The 20,096-nt window shown below is 63.2% G+C and carries 20 protein-coding genes and 1 rRNA gene; 14 read left to right on the plus strand and 7 right to left on the minus strand.

What is annotated here, in order from left to right; translation table 11 throughout:
* The 3 genes from B7X30_RS10425 to B7X30_RS10435 form a co-directional block, all read right to left on the minus strand.
* Window positions 1-876 (minus strand): 16S ribosomal RNA (locus tag B7X30_RS10425); the annotation flags it as partial.
* Window positions 877-1,315: 439 nt separating this feature from the next.
* Complete coding sequence (locus B7X30_RS10430; RefSeq protein ID WP_276732819.1) at window positions 1,316-2,191, minus strand: D-amino acid aminotransferase; 876 nt, start codon at window positions 2,189-2,191, stop codon at window positions 1,316-1,318.
* Between the two features lie 43 nt (window positions 2,192-2,234).
* On the minus strand, window positions 2,235-2,906 hold the full coding sequence (locus B7X30_RS10435; protein ID WP_286730490.1) for a response regulator: 672 nt from the start codon (window positions 2,904-2,906) through the stop codon (window positions 2,235-2,237).
* A gap of 122 nt (window positions 2,907-3,028) precedes the next feature.
* Here B7X30_RS10435 and B7X30_RS10440 point away from each other — a divergent pair, with 122 nt between their 5' ends.
* From B7X30_RS10440 to lnt, 3 genes are read left to right on the plus strand one after another with little or no spacing between them, the layout of a single operon-like run.
* Entirely contained in the window at window positions 3,029-4,075 is a 1,047-nt protein-coding gene (locus tag B7X30_RS10440; protein WP_286730491.1) for a PhoH family protein, read from the plus strand.
* A complete protein-coding gene (gene ybeY, locus B7X30_RS10445) occupies window positions 4,072-4,599 on the plus strand; it encodes an rRNA maturation RNase YbeY (protein ID WP_286730492.1) in 528 nt (175 codons plus the stop codon). Before B7X30_RS10440 ends, ybeY begins: the two co-directional genes overlap by 4 nt.
* A gap of 46 nt (window positions 4,600-4,645) precedes the next feature.
* A complete protein-coding gene (gene lnt, locus B7X30_RS10450) occupies window positions 4,646-6,298 on the plus strand; it encodes an apolipoprotein N-acyltransferase (protein WP_286730493.1) in 1,653 nt (550 codons plus the stop codon).
* Here the strand turns inward: lnt and B7X30_RS10455 are convergent.
* Window positions 6,190-6,648: a DUF2784 domain-containing protein gene (locus B7X30_RS10455; RefSeq protein WP_286730494.1), complete on the minus strand. Its 459-nt coding sequence runs from the start codon at window positions 6,646-6,648 to the stop codon at window positions 6,190-6,192. The two genes, lnt and B7X30_RS10455, sit on opposite strands and share 109 nt — an antisense overlap.
* 187 nt (window positions 6,649-6,835) lie before the next feature.
* Between B7X30_RS10455 and B7X30_RS10460 the strand changes: the two genes are divergently transcribed.
* Window positions 6,836-7,480 carry a TlpA family protein disulfide reductase gene (locus B7X30_RS10460; RefSeq protein ID WP_286730495.1) on the plus strand — a complete coding sequence of 215 codons (645 nt, stop codon included), beginning with the start codon at window positions 6,836-6,838 and terminating at the stop codon, window positions 7,478-7,480.
* A 13-nt stretch (window positions 7,481-7,493) separates the two neighbouring features.
* Window positions 7,494-8,813, plus strand: a complete 1,320-nt coding sequence (locus B7X30_RS10465; protein ID WP_286730496.1) for an MFS transporter — start codon at window positions 7,494-7,496, stop codon at window positions 8,811-8,813.
* 97 nt (window positions 8,814-8,910) lie between these two features.
* Here the strand turns inward: B7X30_RS10465 and B7X30_RS10470 are convergent, their stop codons facing one another.
* The 3 genes from B7X30_RS10470 to B7X30_RS10480 all read right to left on the minus strand — a co-directional run bounded on the left by B7X30_RS10470 (window position 8,911) and on the right by B7X30_RS10480 (window position 11,135).
* Window positions 8,911-9,855 (minus strand): c-type cytochrome, encoded by a 945-nt coding sequence (locus tag B7X30_RS10470; RefSeq protein ID WP_286730497.1) that lies wholly within the window; start codon window positions 9,853-9,855, stop codon window positions 8,911-8,913.
* A 12-nt stretch (window positions 9,856-9,867) separates the two neighbouring features.
* The gene (locus B7X30_RS10475) at window positions 9,868-10,521 is read right to left on the minus strand and encodes a c-type cytochrome (protein WP_286730498.1); all 654 of its coding nucleotides are present in this window, start codon (window positions 10,519-10,521) and stop codon (window positions 9,868-9,870) included.
* A 194-nt stretch (window positions 10,522-10,715) separates the two neighbouring features.
* Window positions 10,716-11,135, minus strand: a complete 420-nt coding sequence (locus tag B7X30_RS10480; protein ID WP_276732789.1) for a YidB family protein — start codon at window positions 11,133-11,135, stop codon at window positions 10,716-10,718.
* Between the two features lie 158 nt (window positions 11,136-11,293).
* Here B7X30_RS10480 and B7X30_RS10485 point away from each other — a divergent pair, with 158 nt between their 5' ends.
* The 9 genes from B7X30_RS10485 to B7X30_RS10525 all read left to right on the plus strand — a co-directional run bounded on the left by B7X30_RS10485 (window position 11,294) and on the right by B7X30_RS10525 (window position 20,092).
* Window positions 11,294-12,586 (plus strand): glutamate-5-semialdehyde dehydrogenase, encoded by a 1,293-nt coding sequence (locus B7X30_RS10485; RefSeq protein WP_286730499.1) that lies wholly within the window; start codon window positions 11,294-11,296, stop codon window positions 12,584-12,586.
* 17 nt (window positions 12,587-12,603) lie between these two features.
* On the plus strand, window positions 12,604-12,903 hold the full coding sequence (locus B7X30_RS10490; protein WP_013107298.1) for a hypothetical protein: 300 nt from the start codon (window positions 12,604-12,606) through the stop codon (window positions 12,901-12,903).
* Window positions 12,904-12,925: 22 nt separating this feature from the next.
* The gene (locus tag B7X30_RS10495) at window positions 12,926-13,393 is read left to right on the plus strand and encodes a DsrE family protein (RefSeq protein WP_013107299.1); all 468 of its coding nucleotides are present in this window, start codon (window positions 12,926-12,928) and stop codon (window positions 13,391-13,393) included.
* A gap of 247 nt (window positions 13,394-13,640) precedes the next feature.
* The gene (locus tag B7X30_RS10500) at window positions 13,641-13,943 is read left to right on the plus strand and encodes a c-type cytochrome (RefSeq protein ID WP_013124335.1); all 303 of its coding nucleotides are present in this window, start codon (window positions 13,641-13,643) and stop codon (window positions 13,941-13,943) included.
* Window positions 13,944-13,956: 13 nt separating this feature from the next.
* A complete protein-coding gene (locus B7X30_RS10505) occupies window positions 13,957-15,249 on the plus strand; it encodes an NAD(P)/FAD-dependent oxidoreductase (RefSeq protein WP_286730501.1) in 1,293 nt (430 codons plus the stop codon).
* A gap of 155 nt (window positions 15,250-15,404) precedes the next feature.
* A complete protein-coding gene (locus B7X30_RS10510; RefSeq protein ID WP_286730502.1) occupies window positions 15,405-15,899 on the plus strand; it encodes a DsrE family protein in 495 nt (164 codons plus the stop codon).
* Complete coding sequence (gene rsmB, locus B7X30_RS10515) at window positions 15,890-17,269, plus strand: 16S rRNA (cytosine(967)-C(5))-methyltransferase RsmB (RefSeq protein WP_013107304.1); 1,380 nt, start codon at window positions 15,890-15,892, stop codon at window positions 17,267-17,269. Before B7X30_RS10510 ends, rsmB begins: the two co-directional genes overlap by 10 nt.
* 58 nt (window positions 17,270-17,327) lie before the next feature.
* Entirely contained in the window at window positions 17,328-17,792 is a 465-nt protein-coding gene (locus B7X30_RS10520) for a DUF4390 domain-containing protein (protein WP_286730504.1), read from the plus strand.
* Window positions 17,789-20,092: a sensor histidine kinase gene (locus B7X30_RS10525; RefSeq protein WP_286730505.1), complete on the plus strand. Its 2,304-nt coding sequence runs from the start codon at window positions 17,789-17,791 to the stop codon at window positions 20,090-20,092. The genes B7X30_RS10520 and B7X30_RS10525 overlap by 4 nt, the downstream gene beginning before the upstream one ends.
* The last annotated feature ends 4 nt before the right edge of the window (window positions 20,093-20,096 follow it).

A 20,096-nucleotide genomic window follows, 5' to 3' on the forward strand; every position in this document is an offset into this window, starting at 1 on the left:
ACCGCTTGTGCGGGTCCCCGTCAATTCCTTTGAGTTTTAACCTTGCGGCCGTACTCCCCAGGCGGTCGACTTCACGCGTTAGCTTCGTTACTGAACAGTAACCCGTCCAACAACTAGTCGACATCGTTTAGGGCGTGGACTACCAGGGTATCTAATCCTGTTTGCTCCCCACGCTTTCGTGCATGAGCGTCAGTGCAGGCCCAGGGAGTTGCCTTCGCCATCGGTGTTCCTCCGCATATCTACGCATTTCACTGCTACACGCGGAATTCCACTCCCCTCTGCCGCACTCTAGTCAGGCAGTCACAAATGCAGTTCCCAGGTTGAGCCCGGGAATTTCACATCTGTCTTACCTAACCGCCTGCGCACGCTTTACGCCCAGTAATTCCGATTAACGCTTGCACCCTACGTATTACCGCGGCTGCTGGCACGTAGTTAGCCGGTGCTTATTCTGCGGGTACCGTCATCACCGAATGGTATTAGCACTCGATATTTCGCCCCCGCCAAAAGTGGTTTACAACCCGAAGGCCTTCATCCCACACGCGGCATTGCTGGATCAGGGTTGCCCCCATTGTCCAAGATTCCCCACTGCTGCCTCCCGTAGGAGTCTGGGCCGTGTCTCAGTCCCAGTGTGGCTGGTCGTCCTCTCAGACCAGCTACGGATCGACGTGAGGTCTTGCGATCCCCCACTTTCACCCGTAGGTCGTATGCGGTATTAGCTACGCTTTCGCGTAGTTATCCCCCATCACAGGGCACGTTCCGATGTATTACTCACCCGTTCGCCACTCGCCGCCAGGTTACCCCGCGTTGCCGTTCGACTTGCATGTGTAAAGCATGCCGCTAGCGTTCAATCTGAGCCAGGATCAAACTCTATAGTTCGATCATTTTGCATTGCGAACAATGCTCACTCAAGGAATTACGGAAAATTTCCGTACTTCATATGAGCGTTTGGTATATTTGCATCAAGCCAAACGCCCACGCTTATCGGTTGATTTCTTAATGAGCCCGCCTATTTACGCGTTTGCTGCGTTTGCAGCGAAGACATCAATTATTGCACTACTTTTAATCCCGAGTCAAGCGAAATGTTTTATTCTTTTCTTTGCTTCGGTCGCTGCTTTTTTTTGCAGCGAAGACATCAATTATTGCACTATTTTTAATTCCCGGTCAAGCAGAAGGTTATTCTGTATTCTGCTCGACTGCTTGGCTCGGTTAGCGCCGAGAGATGAGATTGTGCATGGGGCGAAACGGCCTGTCAAGCACTTTCGTGACAGCCCGGTAAAAGTCCCTCATTGCCAGGGCGTCTCAACGCTGACTACGGCTAATGAGACTGGCTTTTCTTGGCTTCTTGGTAGGCACTGTAGAGTGCGGTCGCCACTGGCCCGGGCTTGCCTTGGCCCACTGCCTTGCCATCCAGTGTCGCGACGGAGAGCACCTCTTTTGTTGCGGAGGTGAGCAAAATTTCGTCGGCGCAGCGCAGCTCCCACTCGGAGATGGGGCGAAATTCAAGTTTGACTCCAATTTCGCCGCACAGCTCTTGCAGCAACCCGACACGGATGCCTTCCAGCTTGTCGTGATCCCGAAGGGGGGCCGCGAGTCGGCCGTTGCGCACCAACCAAACATTTGAGGCCGAGGCTTCGGTCAGTTGGCCGTCTCTGATGAGAACGGTTTCAGTGGCGTCACTCTCAACAGAGAGTTGCCGGGCCAAGACGTTGCCGAGAAGCGAGATCGATTTGATATGCGCGTTTCTCCAGCGTAGATCGGGCGCCGTGATGCAGGCCACACCTTGGGCGCGCTTTTGTTCGGGCACGTGCGGAAACGGAAAGCTCATCATGAACACGGTCGGCTCGACACCTTGGGGAAACGCATGATCGCGCTTGGCCACGCCACGGGTGACTTGTATATATATGCACTGATCGTCAGGGGCGTTGCGCGCGATGAGTTCCCGTACCAGCGCCAGCCAGTCGTTGGCATGACTGGGATTCTTGATACCCACAGCGTCTAGGCTGCGTGCCAGTCTTGCGAGGTGGTCATGGGCCCGGAAAACCCGCCTGCCATAAACGGGAATCACCTCATAGACCCCGTCCCCAAAGATGAAGCCACGATCAAGTACGGATACTTGGCATTGAGCAAGCGGCTGAAAGGCGCCATTCAGATAGCACTCGGACTGATCGGTCGACATCGGGTTGAATGACATAGCGAATTTCCAGGAAAGAGCGAAGAGCCAAAGGGAGCAGGATTCAACGCACCAAACCGCGCCGCACCGCCTCCAGAGCAGCTTCAGCGCGCGAAGAGATGTTGAGCTTGCGGTAGATCTGTTTGACGTAATCGGCCACAGTGTGTCGCGACAGGCGGAGCTGAACGGCAATTTCTGGCAGGGTGTAACCCTTGCCCACCAGTTGCAGCACCTCGCTCTCGCGCTCGGTGAGCGCAATGTGTTCTTCTTGCGGCAGATTTGAAGAAGGCGCCGACATCGTGCGATGCAGATGGGTGAAATGCTGCACCATGCGACGGGCAATACTGGGCGACAAGGGTGGCTCGCCATCCTGGATGCGTCGAAGTTGGGCACGCAACTCGATTTTTGGGCGATCTTTGAGCAAATAACCGAAGGCGCCCGCTTGCAGAGCGGGGAAGAGATGGTCGTCATCGTCGAAGATGGTGACCACGACAGAGCGGGCCTGTGGGCGGGTTTCCGTGAGGGTGCGGATCAATTCCAGGCCGCTGGCATCGGGAAGGCCCAGATCGACCAGCAGCAGATCGACGGGTTCGCGCTGCAGAATCTGCATGGCGTCGGCCATGCGACCCGCCTCGAAAATGCGCACGCCAGGATAGTTTTCGCGCAGCAATTCGACAAACCCGGCCCGCACAGCGGGAAGGTCATCGACGACCAAAGCGCATTGCATGGTGCTCATCGGCTTCCGTTTCTGATTCTTGCGCCGAGCAGACAATGACGGCGTCAGCCCGATACTATCAACTCACGCCTCTGAATGCGGGGATTTGTGCCGCCATCGGCTCCGCAACCTTATTCGTCCCCATGCCCAACTCGCCCGTGCAACTTCGACACACTTTTTCCCCGCCCGACAATGCCCGCCTCGCCCAGCTCTGCGGCCCGCTGGATGAAAACCTCAGGCAGATCGAGGTCGCGTTCGACGTTCGCCTGTCGCGTCGTGCCGGCACCGTGAGCATCGAGGGCGAAAGTGCCGCCGCCCGGCGCGCACTCGATCTGCTGCAAACGCTCTGGGGCCGGGCCGACGCACGCTTCAGTCTGGAAGACATCCAGCTCGAACTGGTGCAAGCCGCACAAGGGCAGCGCCCCAAACTCACCGCGGCCGACGACGAGCCGGTGCTCTACACCCGCCGGGAAAGTCTGCACGGCCGCACGCCTAATCAGGTTCAGTACATCCGCAACATTCTTCAGCACGACATCACCTTTGGCATAGGCCCGGCGGGCACGGGCAAAACCTTTCTCGCGGTGGCCTGCGCCGTCGATGCGCTGGAGCGTCACGCCATCACCCGTCTGGTGCTGACGCGCCCCGCGGTCGAAGCCGGGGAGCGGCTCGGTTTCTTGCCCGGCGATCTGACCCAGAAGATCGACCCGTATCTGCGACCTTTGTACGACGCGCTGTACGACCTGCTCGGCATGGAAAAAACGCAAAAATTGTTCGAACGCGGCGCCATCGAGATCGCGCCGCTGGCTTTCATGCGCGGACGCACACTCAACCAGTCGTTCATCATTCTGGATGAGGCGCAGAACACCACGCCTGAGCAGATGAAAATGTTCCTCACCCGCATCGGCTTCGGTTCGCGCGCCGTCATCACCGGCGACGTCAGCCAAGTGGACTTGCCGCGCGGAACGCAAAGCGGTCTGGCGCAAGCCCAGAAGGTGCTGGCCGATGTGCGCGGCATCGCCTTCAACTCATTCACCAGCCAGGACGTGGTTCGGCACCCGCTGGTGGCGCGTATCGTTGATGCCTACGATGCGCATGACGTCGCACTGAAAGGCGAGCCGCCGTCCGGCGCGAGCGCAGGCGATTTGGCCAGCGCCACCTCATCCCGTCGACGGCCACCGCGCTCCGCATGACTCGCGCCGCACGCCCCACGAAACCTGCGTTGCGGCTTTCGGTGCAGTTTGCCGATACGACGCACCGCGATCAGTTGCCGCGCGCCCTGCTGCTGCGCTGGGTTCGCGCCGCCTTGCGCGTGGGCCCCGAAAGTTTCGATGCTCTACCGCAGGCCGGGGCGTTGTCTGAGGCGCATCAGATCACCTTGCGTTTTGTGGCTGCTGACGAAGGCCGGGCGCTCAACCGGGCCTATCGCGGCAAGGATTACCCCACCAATGTGCTGACCTTCGATTACAGCCACTGGCCGGTTCAGGCCGACATCGTGCTGTGCTGCCCCGTGGTCGCTGGCGAAGCGCTGGCGCAGCACAAGCCGCTTGGGTCGCACTACGCCCATCTGGTCATACACGGTCTGCTGCACGCGCAGGGCTGGGATCATCAGACCGAGCTAGAGGCACAAGAGATGGAACGTCACGAGGTGACGGTGTTGCAACGCTTCGGCATTTCCGACCCCTACGCCGACGGCAGCGAAATGCCCGCAGGTTAAAGTGCGGGCGCTGCCCACTCCGCCCTTTCAGGCTTCTCATCCCCTTATGTCCGAACGTCCCGCCAAACGCGATACCCAGAGCGCAGCCGCCAGCGCCCTGCCGCGCGGTCTGCTGCGCCAATTCACTCAACCCCGGTTTGCGCCGTTTGTCTCCATCGTGCTGGGCGTGCTGCTCGCCCAGACCTTCGGGCGGCAGCAGCTCGGCGGATGGTCAATCGTCATTCTGGCCGCCTGGATCAGCCTGCTGTGGGCCGATACGCAGCCCCGCCCGAAAGACCGGGCCAAGCGCGGCGCCTTGCTCGGTTTCAGTCTCGGGCTGGGCTGGTTCACGGGCGGGCTGTGGTGGCTTTATATCAGTATGGCGGTGTATGGCGGCATGGCGCCGCCGATTGCGGGCGGTGCCTTGCTGTTGTTCTGTGCCTATCTCGCCCTCTACCCCACGCTGGCCGCTGCACTTGCAGCCGCACTCGCCCCCGCGGCAGGGCGCGAGCCCTGGAAACTGGCCCGCGCCATCGGCGCCACGCTGGTGTTGGCCGGAGGGTGGACGCTGGCGGAATGGTTGCGCGGCACGCTGTTCACCGGATTTCCGTGGCTGGCCCTGGGCTATGCCCAGGTCGGCAACCCGCTCTCCGGCTACGCCCCGGTGATCGGCCAGTACGGCGTGAACTTCGCCGCCGCATTGGCCGCCGCGCTGTTGGCGCTGCTCTCGCAAGTGAGCTTGCGGGGTGCGCTGGTCAGTCTGGGCCTGCTGGTGGCGCTTTTTCTCGGCGGCTTGCAATTGCAGCAGGTGCGCTGGACGCATGCGGTCGGCCCGGCGCTCAAAGTCGCCTTGCTCCAGGGCGATGTCGCCCAGTCGGAAAAATTCAAGCCCGAAACACTGGGCCCCACGCTGCAGCTCTACGGCAACTGGCTGAGTTCGCTCAAAGCCAATCTCATCGTCACGCCGGAAACCGCCGTGCCCGTGCTGCCTGAAGATCTCGACCCCGGCTATCTGCGGCAGATCGAGCGGGCGCTGCGCGAGCACCACACCGCCGCGTTGCTGGGCATTCCGCTCACCCGCGGCGCCGATCAATACACCAATAGTGTGCTGGGACTGGGGGGCGCTGCGCCCTATCGCTATGACAAATCGCATCTGGTGCCGTTTGGCGAGTTCGTGCCCTACGGTTTTCACTGGTTTGTCAAACTGATGGACATGCCGCTGGGCAGCTTTGCGCGCGGCGGGCTCGATCAGCCGCCCTTTGTGGTGCGGGGCGTGAAAGTGGCGCCGAACATCTGCTACGAAGACCTTTTCGGCGCGCAGATGGCGCAGCGCTTTCGCAACCCCGCGCACGCGCCGAATGTGTTCGCCAACCTGACCAATCTTGGCTGGTTCGGCAACACCATCATCATCCCGCAGCATCTGGAAATCGCGCGCATGCGTTCGCTGGAATTCCAGATCCCCGGCATTCGCGCCACCAATACGGGCGCCACCGCCATCATCAACGCCCACGGCCAGGTCGCCGCCGAGTTGCCGCCCTACACCGTCGGGGTACTGACCGGCTCGGTGCAGGGGCACGCGGGACTGACGCCGTTCGCCTGGCTGGCGTCACGTTACGGCGACTGGCCCGAGGTGCTGCTGGCGGCGTTCGCCTTGCTGCTGGGCTGGGCCCTGACCCGCCTGCAGCGCGGTGGCACCCACCACCACAACGCCAGGGTGTAGGCCCCCACGGCCAGATAGATGACAGTGAACACCGCCAGGGGCAGATTCCAGAAAATCAAATGATCGATCCAGGTCTGGATCAGGCCCGCGGTATAGCCGCGCTGTCCGGCATCTTGCATCAGCGCGCTCTGCCACAAGGTGAGAAAGCAGGCACGCCCCAACGCTGCCTGCGCCGCCACCACCGCCATCGACAGCAGATGCGCTGCGCGCCAGACGCAGCCGCGCACCCAGCGCCAACGCCGCCATGCGCCCAGCGGCACGACGATCAGACCGGCCACATTGAACACAATCACGCCCAGATGCACCGCGAGAACGAGGTGCGCCAGTTGCAGATCGAGTGAGGCAGGCATGGCGTAAGCGGGTCAGCAAAGATGCCACCATACGCCGAACAGGCACTACAACCCGTTACGTCGCCCTAAGCGCAGCCCGGCTATGTTGTCATCATTCGCCACGCCCGCGCTGTCTGCGTGATGACCTCGGGATGTCGGCGTCAGCCGCCGCCGATGGCGTGGTCATTTCATTTGTTGGAGCCGTTTCATGCAGTCTCTTACCGTTTTTTTGCGCCGCGCCAGCGCCGCAATCGTGCTCTGCGCCGCCTGCACGCCCGCTTCCTGGGCGGCGGGATTCACCTTTACCCCCTACCCCACAGCGCACAAGTTGCCGCTGTCTCAGGTCACTTTCGAAAACGCGCAGGGCAAGCACATGACCCTGGCGGATTTCAAGGGCAAGGTCGTGCTGCTCAATATCTGGGCGACCTGGTGCCCGCCCTGCGTCCACGAAATGCCCACGCTGGACAAACTGCAAAAGCTGCTTGGCGGCAAAAACTTCGCTGTCGTGCCGCTTTCGGTGGACAAGGGCGGCATCTATACCGTGAAAAGCTTTTACGACGATAACTTCATCAGCCACCTGCCGATCTACGTCGACCCCACCACCCAGGTGCTCGACACCCTGAGCATTCTGGGCACGCCGACGACCATCCTGATCAACAAGCAGGGCGAAGAGATCGCCCGCACCATGGGGCCGGAAGATTGGGACAAGCCGGCTGTGATTGCCCAGATCAAGCATTACATGGCCGCCCCCGCAGGCTCGGCGGCCAAGCCGCCGCAACAGGCGCGCACCGTGGAAATTCGCGACACCCGCGTGGCGACCGCCGCAACCACAACAGGTGCTGCGCCGGAATAAGCGCGGCGGGAAAATGCAGACTGCAGCGCCCGAAGCATTCACCCAGCGGCCCGGTGACGCGTTCAACCACAAGCGCGGCGCCTGGGCGCAGATTTCTCCGGCGGCGCGGCGCATCATCCTCGCCCGCACTGCGCGGAGCATCGGTCAGGGCGCGCTGGTCGCCGCCTTCACCCTGTACCTGCACGCGCTGAACTGGAACGCGCCGCAGATCGGCGCGGTGCTCAGCGGCGGGCTGTTCATCGGCGCGGCACTCACGCTGTGGATCGGACCGTTGAGCGACCGGCTCGGGCGGCGCCAATTCCTGTTGGGATACGAGCTGGTTCTCGTCGTTTGCGCGGCGGTGGCCCTGCTCGCAGCCACACCCTGGCTGCTGGTGCCCGCGGCCTTGCTGGGCGGATTTGGCCGCGGCGCCAATGGAGCCGCCGGTCCGTTCGGGCCGCTGGAGCAATCGTGGCTGGCCCACGGCACGCCGCCCGCGCTGCGCTCACAGATTTTCAGTCTGAACTCCACGCTGGGCATGCTCGGCATGGCGCTGGGCGCCGTGTTGGGCGCTGCCCCCCATTGGCTCAGCGCCCTCATGCCGACGGATTGGGCTTACCGCAGCCTATTCATCCTGCCGCTGCTGGGCTCGGCGATAGGGTTTTTTCTGCTGCTGAAAGCCGAAGACGCCCCGACAGCGGCAAACCCTGAAGCTCGTCCGCCGGCCCTGGCAACGGTTCCCGAAGACCAAGATCAGGCGGATCGCCAAGCCCGTCACCTGCGCGAAAACGCCTTGCTCTGGCGGCTCGGATTGGTGAATGCGCTCAACGGCCTGGGCATCGGCATGGTCGCCCCGCTGATGGCCTATTGGTATCTGGTGCGCTACGGGCACGGGCCGGCCAGCATTGGGCCGGCCATGGCGGTGAGCTTTGTTTTCGCCGCTTTCGGCGCGCAGATCGCAAGCCGCCTAGCGCAGCGCTTCGGCGCGGTGCGGGCCGTCGTCGGCATGCGCACGATGGGGCTGATCATGCTGGTGCTCACGCCTTTGTCGCCGGTGTTCTCGATCGCAGCCGGTTTTTACGCCCTGCGCGCCACCGCGAATCAAGGCACCATGGGCGTGCGTCAAGCACTGACGGTGAGCCTGACGGGCGCGGATCGGCGCGGTCTGGCCGCAACGGTCAACAATGTGTCCATCCAGATTCCGCGCGCCATTGGGCCTTTGATTGCCGGGGTTTTGCTGCACCTGGGCTGGCTGATCGCCCCGTTTTTTGTGGCGGCCACGTTTCAGGCCGCCTATCTGGTCTTGTATCAGCGGTTTTTCAAAAACATCGAGCCGCGCGACGCGGCCCCCTGAAAGCGCAACGCCCCGCAGAAGCAGGGCGTCGCCACAGACATGAGGCGGAGCTCGACGATCACTCAGCGATGAATCCGCTGAACAATCCGCCGAACAATCAGCGAGGTTTGGGTGCCCCGATGTCACCCAGCAGCTTGCCGTTGACCTTGGTGCCGTACAGGCTGAACTTGCTGTCGTGGAACTTGGCACGGGTGGCCGCCACGCTGCCCTGCCAGCGCGGGTCTTGCGGGCGCTCCTGCGCGTCCATGAAATAGGCGACGTCCCAAGCCTCCTGCGGGCTCAGGCTGTAGCTCATGCCGTAGGGCATATTGGCGTAAATGAACTTGGCCGCGTTTTTGTAGCTGCCCATGCCCGCGCCCCAGTTGAACGACTTGGGACCCCACAGCGGCGGAAACACCGTTTCGCCGTTGACGTACTGCCCCTCTCCATTGGCGGCGTGACACAAAATGCACTTGGCCTCGTACACCTTCTGACCCCGCACATAGTCGGGCGCCTGCTGCGGCTCGGGCAGGTTCGGGTAACCGCGCCCCGCCACTTTTTCATCGACCGGCAGCCCCTTGGAAAGCCAGTAGGAATAGCTCTCCAGCGCCACCAGGGTTTTGCTGCCCAAGGGGGGCGCCTTGCCGTTTTGGCTGAACTTGAAGCAGCCTTGCAGGCGCTCCTCGAACGTGTTGACCTTTTTGTTCTTGCCGCGATAGGCGGGATAGCTGACATACGCCGCCCATAGCGGCGCTGAGCCCGCCATGCGGCCGGCGTCGGTATGGCAGTTCACACAGCTCAGGGTGTTGCCGACAAAGTCTTTCGCGTATTTGGGCGTGTCGAGCATGATGTCACGCCCGAGCTTGACCATCTTGCCGAAATCATCATCGGGAATGGCCGACTCTGGCGGCGGGGTGAATTTGGCGCCGGTGCCGACCGCTGCGTTGATTTCTGACTTGGGGGGCGCCATCGGCGCATCGGCCGCCAAGGCCGAAGCCGCAGAAGCGGCAAAGAGACCAAGCGCGCACAGCGCCAGCGTCATAGGGGTTTGTTTGCGTGTCATGGTGCGCTCCGATCAATGTTTTGCCGAGGCGGACTTGGCAGGACTCAGGGGCTGCGCCGCAAGCCACTGCGCCACGGCCTGCGTTTGCGCATCGGTCATGCGCAAGGCGACGGTGTGCATCAGGCCCAGCGGATCGCCGCTGCGGCTGCCATCCTTCCAGGCCTTGATCTGCGCCTCGATATAGGCGGCGCTCTGGCCGACCAGAGCGGGGAAGTTCTCACCCACGCCAACCGCTCCCGGGCCATGACAGCGGATACAGGCAGGAATGCCTTTTTCCCAATCGCCGCGCAGCGCCAGCCGCTCACCCTCGGCCGCCGCCGCTCCGGTTGGCATGGGCGCGGGTTTGCCGCTGGGCTTGAGCTTGGAGTAATAAGTCGCCAGTGCGGTGACCTGCGCTGCACTCAGCGGTTTGGCCATGCCGGACATGATGGCGTTGTTGCGCGCGCCGTCGGCGAAATAGCGCAGTTGATCGGCCAGATATTGCTCGGGCAGACCCGCCAGTCGCGGATAACCCGCAGCCGCATTGCCCATGCCACCTGCGCCGTGACAGGCGATGCAGGACGCCGCTTCAGGCGGGGCGGCAGCCCAGCTAGAAGGCGCGGCCCAAAACAAGGCGCCGAGCGTGGCCACGGCCAGCACTCGGCGCATCGGGATGAATTGACGCATGGGGAGACTCCTCTCAAGTCGGTGCAGGGTTTCATATTGCGCGGCAAATGACGATTGCCGTTGCGGGAAAACCCTGTCAAAGTCGAGGCGAAGTCTAAAGGCGGTTGGCGGAATGAACAAACGCCTTCTGTCGATATCGATCAGAAATGCGATTGCTGGTCTGATCGAATCTGCGTCAAAACATTACCGGGGCTTCAACCCAGCAGCTTGCCCAGCATCTGCTGCGCGGTCGCCATCAGATCGCCCTCGGTCGGCAACTGGCCACCCGGCGTGAGTTTGTCCACCACATCGGGCAGCGCCTGCGACAACTCCCCCGCAGCCTGTTCCGGCTGAATGCCAAGTTTGCTGGCAATATCGCCCAGTGCGCCGCTGCCCAGCACCTGCTGAATCTGCTCGGCCGAAATCGGCAGATTCGAGCCCGTGCCCACCCACGACTGCACCAGATCGCCCAGGCCGCCCTGCTGGAACTTATCCAGCAGCCCACTCAGACCGCCGCTGTTGTTCATCAGCCCCATGACCACCTGCAGCATCGGGTTGTCCCCCGCTGCGCCCTGGGCCTGCTGGCCTCCCAGCATCTGCCCCAAACCCCCAGCCACGCTATCGAACAGCCCCATGATTCACTCCTTGGTCGATAATTCAGTTCAGCAAGTCCAGCCCCCTTAGCGCACAATTGCACCTCGCTAGGGCGACCTGAATAGCTTATTGGGATTGCATGACCTTGAGTATCGTTTGTCGGCCCGAATTTTGAAACTTCTGCTTTATTTACAGTTTCATGGACGCTTCTTCTGAACAGATTCACACCCTGATGGCCGACCTCGGGGCTCGTGCTCGCGCCGCCTCGCGCGACATGGCCCGGGCATCAACCGCGGCGAAAGATCGTGCGCTGGTCGCGCTGGCCGCCGCCATCCGGGCGCATCGTCCCGCCCTGCAGGACGCCAATCTGCGCGACTTGCACGCAGCGCGCGAAGCCGGGCTGGAAGCGGCGTTCGTCGATCGTCTCACCCTGAGCGATAAGGTGGTCGAGCAGATGGCGCAAAGCTGCGAGCAGGTCGCCGCGCTGGCCGACCCGATCGGCGGCATTGACGGCGTGCGCCGCCGACCCAGCGGTATCAGCGTGGGGCAGATGCGGGTGCCGCTGGGCGTGTTCGGCATGATTTACGAGAGTCGGCCCAATGTCACCATCGAGGCCGCGTCGCTCGCCATCAAGAGCGGTAACGCGGTCATTCTGCGCGGCGGCTCAGAAGCCATACACAGCAACCGCGCGCTGGCCGATCTGGTGGCGCAGGCGTTGCAGACTGCGGGTCTGCCCGCCGACGCGGTGCAACTAGTGCCGACCACCGACCGTGCCGCCGTGGGGGCGCTCATCACCATGCCGCAATTCGTCGACGTCATCATTCCGCGCGGCGGCAAGGGGCTGATTGAGCGCATCAGCGCCGAAGCGCGGGTGCCGGTCATCAAGCACCTCGATGGCAACTGCCATGTGTATGTGGACAGCGGCGCCGATCTCGACATGGCCGTTCGCGTGACAGAAAACGCCAAGACCCAGCGCTACAGCCCGTGCAACGCAGCCGAGTCCTTGCTGGTCGCCCGCGATATGGCGGCTGATTTCCTGCCGCGCATCGGCGCCGCGTTCGTGCGCAAGGGCGTGGAAATGCGCTGCTGCCCGGCCAGCCGCGCCCTGCTCGCTGCCGTGCCCGGCGCCGCACCGCTGCTGCGTGATGCCACCGAGGCCGACTGGAGCGCCGAGTACCTCGCACCCATCATCTCCATCAAATTGGTGGAGGGGGTGGATGAAGCCATCGCCCACATCAACCGCTACGGCTCGCAGCACACCGACGCCATTCTCACCCGCGATCACCCCCGCGCCATGCGGTTTTTGCGCGAGGTCGATTCGGCCAGCGTCATGGTGAACGCCTCGACGCGGTTCGCTGACGGGTTCGAATATGGCCTGGGCGCGGAAATCGGCATTTCCACCGACAAGTTTCACGCCCGCGGCCCAGTGGGTCTGGAAGGTCTGACCAGCGTGAAGTGGGTGGTGCTGGGCGACGGTGAAGTGCGCAACTGATTTTTTCTCCATCACACATGACTTCCCCCCAGATCGAAACCGCCGTCCTCACCCTGCCCACCCTGCTGCGCATCAATGCCGCCATTGGCGCGGGTTTCGGCGTGCTCAGCGCCTTGCTCACCGCCGTTGTGAAATGGCGCGACTTCAATGGCTTCGAGCTGCTGGCCATCCTGCCCGGAGCGGTGTTTTTCAATACTCTGGCGCTGGTATTCGTCACCCTGGTGGGGTATTGGCTGTACCGCTGGCTGGCTGAGCGCCAGCACTGGAGCCTGCATCATCTGCACACGCGGCGCACCCATCCGCACACGTCAGCCTGACCCAAAAATCGAGGAGACCTCCATGAATCCACGCGACCGCATCAGACTGCTCGGCGCAGGGCTCATTGGCCTGGGTGGCGCCCAGCTCGCGCAGGCGCAGACGCAAGGGCCGGTGGCAGCGCAGCAGATTTCCAGCGAGCCGTGGAAAGTGGCGTTTCAAATCAGCGACAGCCTGGAGCAGGCCTATGAGGGGCTGATCAATATCCAGAACGTGCTGGAACTCGACCCCAAGATGCAGTTCATCGTGGTGGGTTACGGCAAGGCCATTCACTTTCTGCTCAACGGCGCCAAAACGCCGCAAGGCGCGCTGTTCTCCGGGATGATCGGTGATTTAGCCAATCAGGGCGTGCAGTTCAAGGCCTGCAACAACACCCTGACCTTTCTCAAAATTCCGCAAAGCGAACTGGTGCTCGAAGCGACGGTGGTTCCGGCTGGGGTTTATGAGCTGGTCAAGCTGCAGTCCGAGGGCTGGTACTACATCAAGCCCTGAGTCGATCCACGAGGCGGCCTCTGCGGCAGGCTGTCGCCTCTCAGCTGGCAGCACCCGATCGAATTGTGTGACCCGGGTCACACAGCCGCTCGCCTACGCACCCGGGTATTGACAGCGCTCAAGCGTGGCAAATTCCTGCTGGTTCACCCGAATGTATCCATTTGCTACATTTCGATACCTTTTGCTTTAGATCAAAGACTTTTGATGTCTTCTGGTCTGCAGCTAAATCCCCTCAAGGAGGCATCGAATGTTGCGCAAACTGTTGTTGACGACGTCCCTGCTCTGCGCCACGGGCGCGGTGCAAGCGGCCGATCTGGTCACGCCGAGCCAGGCGCTGGCCGCCACCTGCTTCAACTGCCACGGGCCGCATGGCGTGTCCACCGCAGCCATTCCCTCACTGGCCGGGCGCACCTCGGCGTCGATCGTGGAGACCATGGCGGAATACAAGACGGGCAAGCGCACCGGCACCATCATGCCGCAGATCGCCAAGGGCTACACCGATGAGCAGATCGCGGTCATCGCCACCTATTTCTCGCAGCAAAAACAGTAAGGACGCACACGCCATGCAATCCCGTCGCAAATTCCTGGCAGGCGCCGCCACTGTGGGCGCCATCGGTCTCGCACCCGCGCTGTCGGGCTGCGCCAGCACCACCCGCAGCGCCGCGGGCAAAGGCAAGGTCGTCATCGTCGGCGCCGGTTATGGCGGCTCGACTGCGGCCAAATACATCCGTGACTGGTCGGGCAACGCCATCGAGGTGACGGTGGTCGATCCGGGCGATGCCTTCATCTCCTGCCCTGTTTCCAATCTGGTCATCGCCGGCGCCAAGTCGATGCAGGACATCACCACCTCCTACGACGCGCTGCGCGACCGCCACGGCGTGAAATGGGTCAAGAGCATGGTGGAAAGCATCGACCCTGCCGCCCACACCGTCAAGCTCGCCAACGGCGACACGCTGAAGTACGACAAGCTCGTGGTCTCGCCCGGCATCGATCTGATGTTCGATACAGTCAAGGGCCTGAAAGCCGCGAATGAAGCGGGCAAACTGCTCATTTCCATGAAGGCGGGCCCGGAAACCGTGGCGCTGCGCCAGCAGATCGAGTCCATGCGCGACGGCGGGGTGTTCGCCATCTCGGTGCCCAAGGCCCCCTACCGCTGCCCGCCCGGCCCTTACGAGCGCGCCACGCTGGTGGCCGCCTACTTCAAAAAGCACAAACCCAAGTCCAAGGTCATCATTTTCGACGCCAACGACAAGGTGCAATCGAAGGAGCCGCTGTTCAAAAAAGCCTGGGCCGAGATGTATGCGGGCATGGTGGAGTACGTGCCCGACCGCAACGTGGTGGGGGTGAACGCGCAGACGATGGAAGTCGAGTTCGAAGTGGACAACCCGGTCAAGGCCGACGTGCTCAACGTCATTCCGCAGCAGCGTGCGGGGGTCATCGCGCAGCGAACCGGCCTGGCCAATATGAACGGCCGCTGGTGCGCGGTGGACTATAAAACTTTCGAATCGTCGGTACACAAAGACATCCACGTGCTCGGCGACTCCATCCAGATCTCGCCGCTGATGCCCAAGTCGGGCCACATGGCCAACCAGCACGCCAAGGTCGCCGCCGCGGCCATTGTGTCCATGCTTTACGACCAGCCGGTCAACGACCATCCGGTGGTGATGAACACCTGCTACAGCATGGTGAGCTTCGACCGGGCGATTCACGTCGCCACGGTGCACCAGTACAACGAGAAGGAAAAGACCTATCTCACCGTTCCCGGTTCAGGCGGCATCTCGGCAGGGCTGTCCGACGTCGAGTCGCACTACGCCGAGGCGTGGGCCACCAATATCTGGCGCGACACCTTGTCCTGATCACACACCCACGCGCCGCAGGGTCTGTGCTTGCCCGGATTGTGCGGTGCGTGGTTCGCAGGCATCATGACAAAGTCGATTTGAAGTCGGCCCTATCTTTTTTCGCGGCAACGCCATCAGAGCGCAACGCGACAACCATCCCAAGGAGGAGACAAATGGAGAACACCCCCAATCGCCGCAAGGCACTGGCTGCGGCAACCGTTGGCGCCGCGGCACTCATGGTCAGCACCACCGCGCGCGCGCAAGGCCGCGCAGACAAGGAAGGCCCCGTGAAAGTCGTCTATCACGTCACACAGGGCGACGCACAAGGCTCGCGCTGCCTAGGCAATGTACGCAACCATCTGGCGGCAGACCCCACGGCGAAAATCGTGGTCGTCGGAAACGGCGCGGGCATCGACTTCATGCTGAGCGGCGCAGAAGATGGAAAGGGCGCCGACTTTTCCGGCTTGGTCGGCGGCCTCGCGGCGCAGGGCGTGTCGTTCCGCGTGTGCAACAACACCCTGACCTCGCGCAAAATCCCTAAAGATCGCGTGCTGCTCGATGCCACCACAATCTGCAATACCGTGAGGGCTACGCCTACATCTGCCCTTGAGCCTTCGCCGTTCAAACGGCTCATCCAGCGGGAGGCTGCACCGATAATGTGCCGGTGACCTCCCCTTCTCAACCCACCGTTCCGTCCGCCCAGCGCCCCTTGTGGCGCGATCTGATCGCTTGCGCGCAATTGATTGGCGCGGTAAAGGCGGGCGCTTCACTTTCCACCGCCTTGCCCCAGGCCGCAACACGCGGCAAGTGGGATGCCAGCCAGCGCGGCGCCGCGCAGGCGCTGAGCTTTGCCGTCTTGCGCCATCTCGGCACAGCGCGGGCCTTGCTGGCCGATCTGCAGCCCAAGCCGATCCACCCGCCCCTGCTGCGCGATGTCTTGCAGACCGCGTTGGCGCTGCTGCTGCCGGATGCCCCCGCGCACTACGCCGCACACACCGTGGTCAATCAGGCTGTCGAAGCATGCAAGCGCACGCCTTCGCTGCGCCATGCCCAAGGGTTTGCCAACGCCTTGCTGCGGCGCTTTGTGAGCCGGACAGCCGACATCGAAGCGGTGCGAATGAGCACCCTGGAGGCGAGATGGAATCATCCGGACTGGTGGGTGCAGGCCCTGCAGTCGGCCTATCCCGCCGACTGGCAAAGCGTGCTCGAGGTCGCGCAGCGACAGCCTGCCATGACCCTGCGGGTGAACCCCCGTCTTCAGTCGCGCACCGCCTATCAGGCCGCGCTCGCTGCGTGCGGGCTGCCGTGCACGGCGCCTGACGACCCCCTGCTCGACCAAGCGCTCATTCTGAAGCAGGCGGTGGCGGTTGAGCGCCTGCCCGGCTTCGAGCGCGGCTGGGTGAGCGTGCAAGACGCCGCCGCGCAATACGCCGCCGCGCTGCTCGACGTCCAGCCGGGCCAGCGCGTGCTCGACGCCTGCGCCGCGCCGGGCGGCAAGACCGCGCATCTGCTCGAACGCTGCGATTGCGACCTGCTCGCCCTCGACAAAGACGCTCAGCGTTTGCGTCGGGTGGAAGACACCCTAGACCGCCTCGGCCTACAGGCGCGCACCCTCGCCGCCGACGCCGCCCATCCAGCCACCTGGTGGGACGGACAGCCCTTCGACCGCATTCTGCTCGACGCGCCCTGCAGCGCCTCGGGCATCGCCCGCCGCCACCCCGACATCCGCTGGCTGCGCCGTGCCGCCGACATCCCCGCGCTCGCGGCCACGCAAGCCGCGCTGCTCGACGCGCTCTGGCCGCTGCTGCGGCCTGGCGGAAAACTGCTTTATGTCACCTGCTCGGTGTTCCCGCAGGAGGGGGTGGAGCAGGCCCGGGCCTTCCTCGCCCGCTATGCCGATGCGATAGCATCGCCCGCGCCGGGGCAGTTGTTGCCGCAGGAACCCGCGCCCGATCAGACCGGGGATGAACCCGGCCCTGGCGCTGCGATTCATTCGCAAGACGGGTTCTTCTACGCCCTGTTCACCAAAGCATCGTGAAAACCCGCCCCGCCTCCCCCGACCCCATGCGCCGCAAGCTGCTGCGCAAGAGCCGCTCATGCTGACCATGAGCCCGGAGGGCTTGTTTGTCACCACGGCCGCCGTATTCGCCTTGCCGCGCAGCCTCGAAGACGTGCTTCACCGCGGCATTGCGCTTTATTTCGAGACCGTGGTCACGGTGGTGCGCCCGCGTTGGTACTGGTTCAACGAGGACATCGCTCAGGCCCGGCGTGAAGTGCGACTGGCCTATCAGCCGCTGCTGCAGCGCTACCGCGTTTCCGTGGGCGGTCTGCAGCAGAACTATGACAGCCTCGACGAGGCGCTGGGCGTGGTGCAACGCACCCGGCACCTGCGCGTGGCCGAACCCTCGCAGCTCACGGCCGGTCAGACCTACCAACTCGATGCGCGGTTCAAGCTCGATCTGTCGCAGTTGCCGCGACCGTTTCAGCTCAATGTCTCTTCTCAGTCGGACTGGAAAATCGAAGCCACCTTTCCGCCGCAACCCTTCGTGTGGACGCCATGACCCGGCCGAGCAGTAATGCCTGGGACAGTCGCACCTCGCGCTGGGCCACGCGCATGGCGCTGGCGCTGGGCCTGCCGCTGGCGGTGTTCCTGGTTTTTCTGCTGGCGGTATCAACCGACAACACTGGGCAGCCCAGCCCATTCTTTGCCTGGCTGTACTGGATCAATTTTGTCGTGGCGGGGGTGTTGCTGCTGGTCGTGCTGGCACTCGGTCTGCGGCTGGGCTGGCGTCTGCACAAACGGCGCTTCGGCAGCCGTCTGCTGTTCAAACTCGCCGCGGTGTTCGCCTTGGTCGGCGTGCTGCCCGGGGTGGTGATCTACACCGTGTCTTACCAATTCGTCGCCCGCAGTATCGAGACCTGGTTCGACGTCAAGGTGGAGGGCGCGCTCAGTGCGGGCCTGAACCTGGGGCGTACCACGCTCAATGTGCTGCAGAACGATCTGCAGTCCAAGGCCCGCAACCTGTCGGTACAGATCGCCGACGACCCGACCCTGCTGTCTCCGCTCTCGATGGAGCAGCTACGGCAGCAACTCGGGCTGCAACAGATCACCGTGTTCGATGGCAATGGCACGGTGCTCGTCACCGCGGGCGGAAACCCGTTCTCGCTGGTGCCCGATCTGCCCGGCCCGAACAGCATGCGGCAGCTGCGCACCATGGGCTCCATTGCAGACATCGAAGGCGGCGACGACGGCGCCAGTCAGACCCCACAAACGCTGAAGCTGCGGGTGGTGATCAGCCTGCCCACGCGCCATTTCGTCCTGCCCGGGCATGGGCGCTATCTGCAACTCATCCAGAACGTGCCGCAAGCCATCTCCAGCAGCGCCCTCGAAGTGCAGCGCGCGTATGGCGAATATCAGGAGCGCGCCCTGGGCCGTGAGGGCCTGAAGCGCATGTACATCTCCACGCTCACGCTCACGCTGTTTCTCGCCGTGTTCCTGGCGGTGCTGCTGGCTGTGGTGCTGGGCAACCAGTTGGCCAAGCCGCTGCTGCTGCTGGCCGACGGCATGAAGGCCGTGGCCGAAGGGGACCTGCGGCAGAAGCCCAACTTCCAGCGCAATGACGAGCTCGGCGTGCTGGTGCGCTCGTTCAATGCCATGACCAACCAGCTCGCCGAAGCCCGGGCGCAGGTGCAGTTCAATCACGACGCACTGGAAGCGTCGCGCGCTTATCTGCAAAGCGTGCTCGACAACCTCAGCACGGGCGTGCTCGTCCTGGGCAGCGATCAGCGGCTAGCCCTGGCCAACCCCAGCGCCACCCGGCTGCTGCGCGCGCCACTGCAAGGCCTGATCGGGCAGCCGCTGAATCAGCACCCCAGCCTGCAGGCCCTGGCGCAGACCATCGCCGATGCCTTTACTTCGCTCGACGAACAAGACAATGCCGGACCCAGCCCGCACTGGCTGCAGCAGATCGAGTACCCGCTGCCGGGCAGCGACGCCACCATCACCTTGCTGGCCCGGGGCGCCCGGCTGGCCTTGCCCGGACAGCCCGCATCGGTCGTTGTGTTCGACGACATCTCCGAGGTCATCTCCGCACAGCGCTCGCTCGCCTGGGCCGAAGTCGCCAGGCGACTGGCGCACGAAATCAAGAACCCGCTCACGCCCATCCAGCTCTCGGCCGAACGCCTGCAGATGAAGCTGGCCGCCAAACTCGAAGGCGCCGATCGCGACATGCTCCAACGCAGCACCACCACGATCGTCAACCAGGTCCAGGCCATGCAGCACATGGTCAACGACTTCCGCGACTACGCGCGTCTGCCGGCCGGCAAACCCGAGGCCATGAACCTCAACGCACTCATCCAAGACGTGCTCAATCTCTACACCAGCCTGCCCGCACACGATGGCGCCAGCCCCGAAGAAAAGCCGCAGGTAAGGGCCGACCTGGCTGCCGATCTGCCCCACATTCTCGGCAACGCCACGCAGCTGCGGCAGGTCATTCACAACCTGCTGCAAAACGCCATTGATGCGGTCGCCGCACAGCCACAGCGCAAGGTGCGCATCCGTACCGAGGCCCTGCCGACGCCGTCTGGCGCCGCCCTGCGCGTGCGTCTGAGCGTGAGCGACAACGGCCCCGGATTCAGCGACAAAATCCTCAACCGCGCCTTCGAGCCCTATGTCACCAGCAAGCCGCGTGGCACCGGTCTGGGTCTGGCCGTGGTGAAAAAAATCGCAGAGGAACACCACGCCCGCATCGAGATTCAGAACCTGCAGTCAGAGGGGTCGGTTTGCGGCGCGCGCGTTTCACTTATATTCCCTGGGCTGGCGCAACAACATTCTGTGGATGCGCCCCAGCGGCAAGCATGAGAGT

This window comes from Thiomonas sp. 13-64-67 (assembly GCF_002282795.1).
GTDB lineage: Bacteria > Pseudomonadota > Gammaproteobacteria > Burkholderiales > Burkholderiaceae_C > Thiomonas > Thiomonas arsenitoxydans.